This window comes from Chloracidobacterium sp., assembly GCA_016715795.1.
Lineage (GTDB): Bacteria > Acidobacteriota > Blastocatellia > Pyrinomonadales > Pyrinomonadaceae > OLB17.
In genome coordinates this window covers 1,000,961-1,013,208 of sequence record JADJXP010000001.1, presented here as the reverse complement: position 1 = coordinate 1,013,208, position 12,248 = coordinate 1,000,961, and the positions used below count along the sequence as shown (strand labels likewise).

Genomic DNA, 12,248 nt, shown 5'->3' with positions numbered 1-12,248 from the left:
CCGTGTGATTTAATCAAAGTCACAGACCGATGACCGAAATAGACTGTATCTTTTGCAAGATCGCCGACGGACGGTTGCCGTCAACGCTTGTATTCGAGGACGACCGCTGTATCGCATTTAATGACCTCAGCCCGCAGGCGCCGACGCACATTCTGATCATCCCGCGAACTCACCTTGACTCGCTCGACAAGACTGAAGAAGAACACGGGCCAATGCTCGGCCACCTGCTCACGACGGCCGCCGACATCGCTCGCGGCCTCGGCTTTGCGGAAGAAGGCTATCGAATAGTGATCAATACTAATGCAAACGGCGGCCAGACCGTTTTTCACCTGCACGTGCATCTGCTGGCCGGGCGGCCGTTCGTATTTCCGCCCGGATGATCTACCTTATGAGAGAGTTTTGCCGCATAGTGTTCTTTTTTTGCCTGTTGACCTTAATAAGCTGCGGCTCAAAACCCGCCAACACGGAGCCGACGAATGCGAATACCGAGTCGCAGTTTGCCCATATAACTGACGCAAATGTTGCCCTCGCTGAGGGAAAACGCCTGCTCGACGAGAACCAGACCGAACTGGCCATTCAGGCCCTCAAGCAGGCTGTAACGCTCGATCCGGATCTCGCCGAAGGTTATTTTCAGCTTGGCATCGCGTATTCGCTACACGAGATGCAGCTCGAACGAAGCGGCACGGCGACCGGGCCTGCTAATGCTAAGCCAAACTCGCAAAAGGCGTTTGAGGCTGCCGTTACGGCCTACAAGAAATGGGTCGAAGCGAATCCTAAGGATGATGTAGCCTTCTTCAATCTGGGCCGGACATACGCAAAATTGCTGAAGGATGAGGAGGCAGAGGATGCCTTCCGCCAGGCAGTCAAGCTCAAGCCGGACGACAGCGAGTATCAGATGGAACTCGGTACAAGCCTGATCCGCCTTGCCAAATACCACGAGGCCCTAACTGCTCTCAAGAAGGCCCTCGAACTCGATCCGTCGAACAGCCGGGCTGAGGAATTGATCGAGGACGCCGAGGCCGGTCGGCAGCGTGTAAGTTATGTCGGGCCACAGAACTCTAACGCCAACGCGAACAAAGCGGCGAACGCTAACGCCAATGCGGACGCAAACTCCAACACGAACAGCGCCGGACGGCCGACGAATACCAACAGTCGCGCCACCCGCGAGGCAAATACAAAACTACCGGTAAAGCCCGCAAATAAGACGCATTGATGCGTCGAAAGAACACACATTCGCACCGAAGTGTGTCAGCTTGACATCCGGTGACAGAAAGGACACAGTGTTTTTGTCCAGTCAGCGATGGAGCAAGCCCAGCAAACAACGGCACTGTCGTCTGAGCGTAAGCTCAGCATGCAGCAAGCCCGCGAAGCGATCATTGAACGCTTGGCGCGCGACCTGCCGACCGACATCGACCTCGAACGCTTTCTTAACGTCGTCGTTTCTGAGATCGGGCGAATGCTCAGAGCTGACCGCTGTGACCTACTCCAACTCTCCGACGGTGAAGAACTGGTCATCAGTCATGAATGGCGCCGCGACCGCGGCGTCCCCAAGAGCCAGGGCACCACGATACCCTTTGACGCAACCAGGCTCGCTGAGCGGCTGGATCTGACAAGACCGATCAGGGTCAATGACATCTCAAAGGCAAAGGACGCCACGCTGAAGTTCTTTGCCAAGGCCCTCGGCACACGATCACTATTGATCATCCCGATCATCCAGAACGGCCGGGTGCTGGGCCTGATGGGCCTCCACGACACGAGAAAGCCGCGTGTCTGGCTCGACGAAGAAGTGGCCTTTCTGGAATCGATCGCCCGCCAACTCGCGATCGGCTATCAGTACACCAAGCTCTACGTCACGCAAGAGCAGGAGACGCGGCGGACGAATGCGCTGCTCGAGATCGCCAATACGCTCAACTCGCACTCCGACTTTAAGGAGGTCGCAGAGGATGTCATAGAGCGAGCGATCAATCTGGTCGGGGCCGATTATGGTGCGCTGGGCGTGCTGGATGAGACGGGCAAGCGCATCTCGCTTGCGACCTTCAAGGCTGCAGAAGGCATCAAGCTGGGCCGAATGCTCAGGCTCATCGAACAGCACAATAAATCTCTCGATATCGAGACGTTCTCGGCCCTCGGCGACCTGCTGCGCGACGGCAAAACGCTGAGGCTGGCAGATTCGCAATTGCCGCTGCCGATACGAATCTTTTTCAACACCCAGCTCAAGGGTAAGGCTGCTCTCGTCACGCCCGTGCACGTCGCCGGCCGTGCGTTCGGATTGTTGGGGTTTGTTTGGAGCAAGGAAGGCACGTTCGCCGATCACGATATTGCCCTGATCGAGGGAATATCTGACCAGATCGGGACGGCGCTCGAACGCGACCAGCTTTCGACCGAGGTGATGCGGCTCCGCAGCGTGCTTCATCGTCACAGTGAGCTTGTCGGCCAAGCCCCGGCGATACGACGGGCGATCGAGCTCGGACTGAATGTCGCCGATACATCTACGACGGTGCTCGTAACGGGCGAATCGGGTACGGGCAAGGAATTGATCGCGAACCTTATCCATTACAACTCGGGCCGCGAGAACAAGCCATTCGTCAAGATCAATTGCGGTGCGATCCCCGAAACGCTGCTCGAATCAGAACTCTTCGGGCACGAAAAAGGTGCGTTCACTGATGCACGCGAGCAGCGGCAAGGCCGATTTGAGGAAGCCGACGGCGGAACACTCTTTCTCGACGAGATCGGTGAGATGTCGTTGCAGGCGCAGGTGCGGCTCCTCCGCGTTCTGCAAGACGGCGAGTTTACGCGCGTCGGCGGCAAGAAGGTCATCAAGGCAGGCGTTCGCGTGATCGCAGCAACAAACAGCGATCTCGAACGGGCGATCGCAGCCGGGACGTTCCGCAAGGACCTGTTCTACCGGCTCTCGGTGTTCCCCATTTCGCTTCCGCCCCTGCGCGAACGTATAGAGGACATTCACCTGTTGGTTATCCACTTTCTCGATAGCTATAAGGAAAAAACCGGCCGCTTCGTCTCGGGCATTTCGAAAGAAGCTATGAAGGCCCTCGTCAATTACGATTGGCCCGGCAACGTCCGTGAGCTAGAAAATGCCATTGAGCGGGCTGTGATCATTGCTTCGGGCCGTCAGATAGAGGCCGATGACCTTCCTGATGCCATCTCCCGGACCGAACTCGGCGCCGCAGCCAACGCACGGCATGAACGCGCGATAGCGGCGGGAACGGGCCGCGAATTTGAGATCCGCCTTGGTCTGCCGTCAGCAATGGACGAGATCGAGAAGCAGGTGATCGAGGCGACCCTCATGTATACCGACGGCGACAAATCGTCAGCCGCTCGGCTGTTGAATATCGGGCGTAAAACGCTCTATCGTAAGCTCGAACAATACGAGACCGACGGTGCAAAATAGAAATTATGTCTGAAGTAAGCATTCAATGGCTGACAACGGGATTCTTTGTATTGTGCTTTGTCGCAGCGATCATTCTGGAGGTCATTTGGCTCGTTCGTCGCAACTGGGCCCAAGCACCAAAAGCGGTGGCTTTCGTGACATTCAGTGACACGATCGCTTTGTGCGTCGGCTTTTTCGTCCCGTTCGTTATCATCGGGATGATCCTGGCCCTTGCGTGGAGCGGCGATATCGAAAAGGTTGCAGGCGGTGATGTTACGCTGGGGGCGGCCATTGCCGTCGCGGCCCTCTTCCCGCCGCTCTTCCTGTTTCTGATCAAGCGTTTATTCCTAAAGGTATTTAACATACGAGCGGGACGCGAAGCCTGGCTCTATTCGCTCGTGGTCACATTGCTCTCGATGGCCGTTTCGTTCGTTCCACCGGTCATCTTTTACTATGTGATGCGGGCGATCTTTAGAAACTAATGGATGTGATAGTCGGCACCGCCGGTCACATCGACCACGGCAAGACAGCACTCGTAAAGGCCCTGACGGGCACCGACGCAGATCGGCTGCCTGAGGAGAAACGTCGGGGAATTACGGTCGATCTCGGTTTTGCCGAACTCACCGTCGGTAACATCCGTTTTGGATTTGTCGATGTACCCGGACACGAACGCTTTGTCAGGAACATGCTTGCAGGCGCAAGCGGTATCGACGTTGTCCTGCTCGTCATCGCCGCAGATGACGGCGTGATGCCGCAAACGAGGGAGCACTTTGACATATGTCGGCTTCTGGGCGTCAGCTCCGGCGTCATTGCCATCACAAAGTCGGACCTCGCGGACGCTGACACCATCGAACTCGCAAGGCTCGACGCAGCCGAGCTCGTCGCCGGCACGTTTCTCGACGGGGCTCCTATCGTTGTCGTCAGTTCGCGAACCGGTGAAGGCGTCGACGAACTCAAAAACGCCCTGACGGCGGTAACCGCGAAACGTACAGCGTCATCCATTGTTACTCGCCTGCCCATCGACCGGAGCTTTTCGATGAAAGGGTTTGGCACGGTGGTCACGGGAACCCTTGCTTCCGGCACGATATCTGAGGGAGACGAGATAGACCTGCTGCCCGTCGGCCGGCGCGTTCGCGTGCGCGGTCTGCAATCCTATGGCTCGAGCGTATCAACTGCGTCGGCCGGACAGCGTGTCGCGGTCAATCTCTCGGGTGTTGAGCGGTCAGAAGTAACGCGTGGGATGATGCTCGCGGCCGCCGGCATTTTGCGACCCGCGCAGATCATCGACGCTCATCTCGAGGTGCTAGCAGACGCAAAGCGGCCGGTCCGCTCGCGACAGCGTGTCCGTCTGCATTGCGGCACGGCCGAGGCGCTGGCCCGGGTCAAGGTGCTCGACGGCTCGGGCGAGATCGCACCGGGCGACGACGCCTTTGTTCAGTTGACCCTGGAAACACCAATCGCCGCGGTGCCCGACGAACGATTTATCATCCGCAGATACTCGCCACCATCAACGATCGCCGGAGGAGTGGTCGTCGATAATTCGCCGGCGCGGCATCGAATGCGGGACATTGAGGCGGTCGTCGCAGAACTCAGACGGCTGAATGCTGCCAATGGGATCGCTGAGCGATTGCCGCTTATTATTGCCGCATCGGGCAAACATGGCCTGACGATCGGCGATCTTCAGGCCCGGACCGGCTGTGAGCGTCAGTCCGTGATAGAGGCCGTGGAACGAAGTGTCGCGTCCGGCTCAGCCGTGGACGCTTCCGGCGTGCTCGTCTCAGCGAGTGACCTTGCCGAGTTGCGGTCTGCCGCAGCCGCAGCCATCGATGCGTTTCATCGAGACCAACCGCTCAAACGCGGCATCGCGCGCGAGGAATTGCGCGAAACCGTCTTTCGCGGCGTCACAGACAATGTCTTTCAAACCGTCATTGACCAACTTACGGTCGCAGGAACGATCATCGCGCAGGGTGATCTGATGCGTTCGGCCTCGTTCCGCACCGAGCTGTCGGCGAGAGAACAGGAGGCGAGCGACAATATGCTCTCGGCGATCGCTGCAGCACGTCTCGAGGTGCCAAAGATCAATGAAGTGCTTGCCGATGCGGCAAACAGCACGGGAACATCTCGAGCCGGGGCGTCGCATCTCCTGCAGTTACTGATCGAGGACGGAGTGGTCGTTAAAGTAAGTGACGAGTTCTGTTTCAGCCGCGCCGTGCTGGACTCTCTCACGGAGCAGCTCAGACGATCTGCGGAGGCAACCAAAGACCGAGGAATCGACGTTGCCCGTTTCAAAGAGCTTGCGAAAGTTTCGAGAAAATATGCTATACCTCTACTCGAATATTTCGACCGTGAAAAGGTGACCGTCCGCCGTGGCGATAGTCGCGTGATCCTGTGATGAGAAAGTTTCTGACCGCGTATTGGAAAGACCTGATAATGGCCAACTACGTGGTCGAGCCGTCGCTGCTCGCCTCACACGTGCCTCGTGGAATAGAACTCGACCTGAACGACGGCAAGTGTTTCGTCAGCCTTGTCGGATTTATGTTTCTCGATACGCGGGTCCTCGGTGTGCCGATACCGTTTCACATCAATTTCGAGGAGGTCAACCTGCGATATTATGTCAAGCGCGAGGTTGATGGCGAGATCCGTCGCGGCGTGTGCTTTATCAAGGAGATCGTTCCGCGATACGCTATCGCAACGGTTGCCCGTGTGATGTATGGCGAGCCGTACGAGTGCTGGCAGATGTCACACGTCAGGAGCGGCACGATGGTGTCCTACGGCTGGACACGTGAAGGCGTCACTAATCGTCTGAGTGTCGACATGGATGAGAACCTCGGCGTCCCGCCAGAAGGGTCGCACGGCGAATTTATCATCGAGCACTATTGGGGCTACACACAGCGAGGCGGCGCACGGGTCGATGAATACCGCGTCGAACATCCGAAATGGGAGCTGTTCTCGACAAAGAACGAGGTGATCGATGTCGATTTTGCCGCAACGTACGGCGAGCAGTTTGGTTTTCTCCGTGACGAGACACCGCACTCGATCCTGCTGGCAAAGGGTTCTGAGGTTGCGGTGTATAAGGGCAGATCGATCTACTAATGGCGATAATCGGCATCATTGCAGTATCAAAGGATCTCGCGATCGGCAGCGACGGTCGCCTGCCATGGCATTATTCGGCAGATCTTCAGTTCTTTAAGAAGACCACGACCGGCAACGCCGTCGTCATGGGCTCAAACACTTGGAGCTCGATCGGCAAGCCGCTGCCGGGGCGATTGAATATAGTCCTCAGCCGCTCGGGCAAGATCGACACGCCGGGCGAGGTTATGCGATTGAACAGCGTGGACGAGGTCGTCGAACTGGCAAAATATCTCAATCGCGACGTTTTTATCATCGGCGGGGCAACGACCTATGCGGAGTTTGCTGACGTGATAGAGAAATGGATCGTTACGGAAATACCGATCGAGGTGCCGGATGCCGATACTTTTATGCCGAAGAGCTTTCTCGACAATTTTGAGATGACGTCGCTGCACGAGCTTGGTGACGACCTGACCGTAAAGATATTTCAACGGCGGCGAAAGTAATGTAAGATTCTCGCAGAAGGAGACATGAGGCTATGATGGGCGGGCGCACGTGGGAGTCCTGGATCGACGAATACTCCGAAAGCCATCAGCATCCGATCAATCGGCTGCTGCATACATTCGGCATCCCGATGATCGCGCTGTCGGTCCTTTTAGTTATTCCATCGTTCTTTATCGACGGCCTGTGGCGGATCGCCTTGGGACTCTTTGTAGTCGGTTGGGTCCTTCAATTCATCGGGCACTACTTTGAGGGAAAACCGCCCGAGTTCATGAAAGACTATCGGTTTCTGTTCGTTGGCCTGCGATGGTGGATGAAAAAGACCTTTGGCTGATCACTGCTTTTTCGGTTTTGGCAATTTCGTCATCTTTACGGTCACGATAAAATTGCCGCCGTTCTGCTCCGGCGCGTTGTCGTTGACGCAAAACTCCAGCCGGCCGCGTTCGTCCTCAAAATTCTGCCAGTTGCCGGATGATCCGGCCGTCACGGGCTGGACATTCGAGAATTTTCCGTCAGCATAGCGCGTCCGCATAAGCAATGCTCCGGCCGGCAGGTCGGGAAAGAGCCGTCGCGATTTGGCCGCCGCGTCATTAGTTCCCTTTGGCGTGAGTCGCGACTTGACGCCCGCAAGGTCTATCAGGCCGGTGACCTTGGTCGTAAATTCCTCGCGCGGAACAGTATCGATCTCAGACAACTGCCAGCCCATGTTAGCCGCGACGGTGAACGTGCCCGTCTTTGTCGGTTCGGTCGGCGGAGTGAACGAGGGCTTTGGGCTTGCGTTACTGTTTGCCGTGTTTGTGTTCTCCGCGGGCGAGACAAGGCTGACCGCCGGCGGCGTTCGCTTGTAAAAATACCAACCCGCCAGCCCAAGGGCCGCAACGATACCGATCCCGCCGACAAGCAGTGCGGCCATGGCCACGACTATGGGGCGCTTGCTGCGCGTTGCTTGGGTCGGTGGGTCAAACGCCGTCTCAGCGGGCTGCCGATAGAACCGCGTCTCAACGCTCGGTGTCCCGATCGTAGCAGGGCCGCCCTGAAGCGAATCCGTCGTCTTGTCGAGCTGGTTCCATTCAACCGGCAATTCACGGCCACAGTTCAGGCAGAAAGCCATCTGGTCCGGATTCTCATTGCCGCAGTTGGAACATCGCCTCATCGCGATAATAATAGCCCATCGGCCCGCCTAGCGACAATGGTTGCCCATGTTAGGTAAACTTGCCGTATCAGTATGGACCAATCCCTGATCCTCGGCCTCGACATCGGCACATCGAGTGTCAGGGCCGCGCTTTATGACGACCGGGGAAAGCTCCGGCCGCGTTCGCTCGTCAAGCTCGAGCATTCATTCACCACAACGCCCGACGGCGGCAGCGAATTTGACGCGGACGAGTTGGTTTCGCGAGTCATATCGGTGATCGATTCGGTCCTGTCCAAGCCCCGGAAAGGCGAGATCATCGCGGTCGCAGTCAGTTGTTTTTGGCATAGTCTCCTCGGCGTCGATCACAGAGGCAAACCTATCATGCCCGTCTATGGCTGGGCCGACACTCGCAGTCGCGACGCGTCAGCCTTGTTGAAAGCGCGGTTTGACGGGCGTGTTGTTCACGACCGAACGGGAGCACATTTTCACTCAAGTTACTGGCCCGCCAAATTGTTGTGGCTGCGTCGGACGCAGCCGCATGTTTTTGCCGCTACTGACCGATGGCTATCGTTCGCTGACTATCTGACAGAACGAATGAGCGGCTATGGCCTCACGAGCGTGTCAATGGCGTCGGGAACCGGTATTTTTGATCAAGCACGCTGTGCTTGGGACGGCGACCTGCTGCGATATCTAAAAGTAAACCGCTCGCAATTGCCACGGGTTGCTGCAGAACGTGAAACGATCACGAAACTGAGTCCCACGCTTGCTCGCCATTGGCCCGCGCTCAAGAAAGCTGTTTGGTTCCCGGCCGTCGCCGACGGGGCTGCCGATCACATCGCCTCGTGCGGCATTGGAAAAGACCGGACGAGTCTGATGGTCGGCACGTCGGGAGCGATGCGCGTTGCCTATCAGGGCAAACCGCCAACACACATTCCCGACGGCCTCTGGTGCTACCGCATCGACTGCCGGCGCGTGATCGTCGGCGGTGCATTATCGGACGGCGGGAATCTATACGAGTTGCTAAAGGCAACATTAAACCTTCCAAGGAACGCCGAGGAACTGATGCAGCAACGCGGTGCCGCCGCACACGGCCTGACGATGATGCCGTTCTTCTTCGGTGAACGCTCGACGGGCTATCGCGGGGATGCGCGCGGCGCTGTTATCGGCCTGAACTCATCGCACGACGCTGTTGACATCCTGCAAGCCGCGATGGAATCGGTCGCCTACCGATTTGCCGCGATCCATGACCGGCTAAGAAGTATCGGCAAGATCAAACACATTGTCGCATCAGGCGGCGCCCTCCGGCGGTCGTCCGTCTGGCCGCAAATGATCGCCGATGTTCTGGGCCGCGACCTGCTGATGAATTACGCGCCCGAGGCGTCAATGCGCGGTGCGGTTTTGCTTGCACTCGAAAGTCTTGGCAGAATAGACAATATCGACAGTTTTTCGGCGCCGGCAGCGACATCGCTGGCTTGTCATCCTGATTGCCACACGGCCTATCACAAGGCCCGCAAGCAGCACGAGGAATACTACAAACGGATTACCACATCGACATGACAACCTCGGCAAAACTCGACCAGCTTTGCATTAACACCATCCGTACGCTTTCGCTCGATGCCATTCAGAAGGCGAATTCCGGGCATCCGGGCCTGCCGCTCGGCATGGCCCCGGCGGCTTATGTGCTGTGGACAAAATTCCTCAGGCACAACCCAAAGAACCCAAAATGGTTCGGCCGCGACCGCTTTTTGCTGTCGGCCGGTCATGGGTCGATGCTCCTATACAGCTTGCTGCATCTGAGCGGCTACGGGCTGTCTATGGACGAGATCAAGCGGTTTCGGCAGCTTCATTCAAAGACGCCGGGCCACCCCGAGAACATCCTGACAGACGGCGTTGAGATCACGACCGGGCCGCTCGGCCAAGGGTTTGCGAACGGTGTCGGCATGGGCATTGCGGCCGCTCATCTAGCGGCAAAATTCAACAAGCGCGGTTTTCCGGTCGTGGATAACTACATCTACTGCATCTGCTCGGACGGCGACTTGATGGAGGGCGTGTCGTATGAAGCGGCTTCGCTTGCCGGGCATCTCGGCCTCGGCAATCTGATCTACCTTTATGACGACAACCTGATCACGATCGACGGCTCGACCGAGATGGCGTTTACCGAAGACCGCACGAAGAGATTTCAAGCCGCAGGCTGGCATGTCAGCGAGGTAAAGGACGGCAATGACCTTAGGGCGATCGAGGCCGCTATTCGTGACGCGCAGAAGGTGAAAGATCGACCATCGCTGATTCGCGTCCACACGATTATCGGCTACGGAATGCCCAAGCAGGGCACATCGAAAGCTCATTCGGACGCTCCGGGCGTTGACGCCGTAGAAGAGACAAAACGCAATCTCGGCTGGCCTGAGAAGAAGAGCTTTTATGTGCCAAAAGAGGTCTACACAAAGCTCCGCGAGAGCATCAAGCGCGGCGCAAAGGCCGAGCGGAACTGGAAAGCGATGGTCAAGCGTTATGAAAAGAAGCACACCGAACTCGGCCGTGCGTTTCACGACATTCTCCTCGGCGAATTGCCCAAGGATTGGGAAAAGGCGCTGCCGTCATTCGACGGTGTCGAGGCAAAGGCGACGCGTGCGTATTCGGGCGATGTGATCAATGCGATCGCGGACACTATTCCTTCGATGATCGGCGGCTCGGCCGACCTGACGCCGTCAAACAACACTTACATCAAATCGTCCGCCGACATTCAGCAGGGCCGCTACGAGAACCGCAATGTCCATTTCGGCATCCGCGAACACGCGATGGGCTCGACGATGAACGGCATGGCTCTATTCGGCAGCGTGATCCCGTTTGGCGGCACGTTTCAGACCTTTTCGGATTATATGCGGCCTGCGATCAGGCTGGCGGCGCTCTCGCACATACGTGTGATCTACGTCTTTACGCACGACTCGATCGGCCTCGGCGAAGACGGCCCGACACATCAGTCCGTAGAACATCTCGCGGCCCTGCGAGCGATCCCGAATCTCGCTCTCATTCGCCCCTGCGACGCCCACGAGGTCCGCGAGGCTTGGCGTGCGGCACTGAAACGAACCGACGCCCCGACCTCGCTCGCCCTGTCGCGCCAAAAGGTCGCGGTGATCGACCGAAAAAAATACGCGTCAGCCGGCGGCCTGCACAAAGGCGCATACATCCTGGCCGACGCCGAAACAAAAGCCGGCAAGCCGGCTACGCCGAAGCTTATCCTGATCGCCACCGGTTCAGAGGTCGGCCTTGCGCTGGAAGCTCGGGAACAGCTAAACGCAGCCGGCACACCGACGCGCGTCGTTTCAATGCCGTGCTGGGAATTCTTTGACGCTCAGCCGCAAAAATACCGCGACGAAGTCCTTCCTCCAAAGATCACCGCCCGCCTCGCCATCGAAGCCGGCGTCTCACAGGGCTGGCACAAATACGTCGGCGACCGCGGCAACACGCTCTGCGTCGACAAATTCGGCGCCTCGGCCCCGGCGGAGGATGTGTTCAGGGATTACGGGTTTACGGTTGAGAATGTGATCAAAACAGCAATGCGGCTGGTGTGATCAGTATTTTCCTTGGACCTGAAAACGTTGTACGTTTTTGTACTCGGGCTTAATGGAATAAGACGTATTCACCGATCGTAAACATCACGCCGATGTCCCACTTTTACAACGTTCACGATCAAACGGTCATCGACGATCTCGTAAATGACCCGGTATATTCCCTGCCGAATTCGATAACGCTCATGTCCAGACAGTTTTTCGCATCCGATTGGACGCGGGTTCTCGGCCAGAGATTCGATTGTTGCGAGAATTTTCTTTAGATAGGTCTTTGGAATTGCACGCAGATCCTTGTGGACCGAGTGCTTTACAATGACCTTATATCTTGCCATCGGCCTTTAACTTTTTGAGGAGGGTTTCGTACGACATCGTTGGTTCCGAAGCTCGCTCGTCAAATGCACGCAGGTCTTCTTGATCTTCACGCAAGGCCTCGCGAAGAGAATCGTTTACAATATCTGAGATCGTTCGATTAGTATGAGCTGATTTGAGCCGGACCGCCCGATGCAGGTCTGGTTCAAAATAGATTGTTGCTCGTTTTGATTGAACTGCCATATGTAAGAGTATGGCACTAAAGCATTATAACGTCAAGACG

13 protein-coding genes are annotated in these 12,248 nt (G+C 57.0%); 10 read left to right on the top strand and 3 right to left on the bottom strand.

Annotated features, from left to right (window positions below; genetic code table 11):
• Positions 1-29: 29 nt before the first annotated feature.
• The 8 genes from IPM59_04720 to IPM59_04685 all read left to right on the top strand — a co-directional run bounded on the left by IPM59_04720 (position 30) and on the right by IPM59_04685 (position 7,292).
• Positions 30-380, top strand: coding sequence for a histidine triad nucleotide-binding protein (locus IPM59_04720; GenBank protein ID MBK9214891.1), 351 nt, complete (start codon positions 30-32; stop codon positions 378-380).
• An 8-nt stretch (positions 381-388) separates the two neighbouring features.
• The gene (locus tag IPM59_04715) at positions 389-1,213 is read left to right on the top strand and encodes a tetratricopeptide repeat protein (protein ID MBK9214890.1); all 825 of its coding nucleotides are present in this window, start codon (positions 389-391) and stop codon (positions 1,211-1,213) included.
• Positions 1,214-1,300: 87 nt separating this feature from the next.
• Positions 1,301-3,409, top strand: coding sequence for a sigma 54-interacting transcriptional regulator (locus tag IPM59_04710; protein ID MBK9214889.1), 2,109 nt, complete (start codon positions 1,301-1,303; stop codon positions 3,407-3,409).
• A 5-nt stretch (positions 3,410-3,414) separates the two neighbouring features.
• On the top strand, positions 3,415-3,870 hold the full coding sequence (locus IPM59_04705) for a hypothetical protein (protein ID MBK9214888.1): 456 nt from the start codon (positions 3,415-3,417) through the stop codon (positions 3,868-3,870).
• Positions 3,870-5,780 (top strand): selenocysteine-specific translation elongation factor, encoded by a 1,911-nt coding sequence (selB, locus tag IPM59_04700; protein MBK9214887.1) that lies wholly within the window; start codon positions 3,870-3,872, stop codon positions 5,778-5,780. Before IPM59_04705 ends, selB begins: the two co-directional genes overlap by 1 nt.
• Positions 5,780-6,481, top strand: a complete 702-nt coding sequence (locus IPM59_04695; protein MBK9214886.1) for a DUF2071 domain-containing protein — start codon at positions 5,780-5,782, stop codon at positions 6,479-6,481. The genes selB and IPM59_04695 overlap by 1 nt, the downstream gene beginning before the upstream one ends.
• On the top strand, positions 6,481-6,963 hold the full coding sequence (locus tag IPM59_04690; protein ID MBK9214885.1) for a dihydrofolate reductase: 483 nt from the start codon (positions 6,481-6,483) through the stop codon (positions 6,961-6,963). The genes IPM59_04695 and IPM59_04690 overlap by 1 nt, the downstream gene beginning before the upstream one ends.
• Positions 6,964-6,995: 32 nt before the next feature.
• Positions 6,996-7,292, top strand: a complete 297-nt coding sequence (locus IPM59_04685) for a DUF962 domain-containing protein (protein MBK9214884.1) — start codon at positions 6,996-6,998, stop codon at positions 7,290-7,292.
• Here IPM59_04685 and IPM59_04680 read toward each other — a convergent pair whose 3' ends face one another.
• Positions 7,293-8,111 (bottom strand): zinc ribbon domain-containing protein, encoded by an 819-nt coding sequence (locus IPM59_04680; protein ID MBK9214883.1) that lies wholly within the window; start codon positions 8,109-8,111, stop codon positions 7,293-7,295.
• Positions 8,112-8,183: 72 nt separating this feature from the next.
• Here IPM59_04680 and IPM59_04675 point away from each other — a divergent pair, with 72 nt between their 5' ends.
• Together IPM59_04675 and tkt are read left to right on the top strand one after the other, a co-directional pair.
• The gene (locus IPM59_04675) at positions 8,184-9,647 is read left to right on the top strand and encodes a gluconokinase (GenBank protein MBK9214882.1); all 1,464 of its coding nucleotides are present in this window, start codon (positions 8,184-8,186) and stop codon (positions 9,645-9,647) included.
• Positions 9,644-11,659: a transketolase gene (tkt, locus tag IPM59_04670; GenBank protein ID MBK9214881.1), complete on the top strand. Its 2,016-nt coding sequence runs from the start codon at positions 9,644-9,646 to the stop codon at positions 11,657-11,659. Before IPM59_04675 ends, tkt begins: the two co-directional genes overlap by 4 nt.
• 68 nt (positions 11,660-11,727) lie before the next feature.
• Here the strand turns inward: tkt and IPM59_04665 are convergent, their stop codons facing one another.
• Entirely contained in the window at positions 11,728-11,988 is a 261-nt protein-coding gene (locus tag IPM59_04665) for a type II toxin-antitoxin system RelE/ParE family toxin (protein MBK9214880.1), read from the bottom strand.
• On the bottom strand, positions 11,975-12,208 hold the full coding sequence (locus tag IPM59_04660) for a CopG family transcriptional regulator (protein MBK9214879.1): 234 nt from the start codon (positions 12,206-12,208) through the stop codon (positions 11,975-11,977). The genes IPM59_04665 and IPM59_04660 overlap by 14 nt, the downstream gene beginning before the upstream one ends.
• Positions 12,209-12,248: the final 40 nt, after the last annotated feature.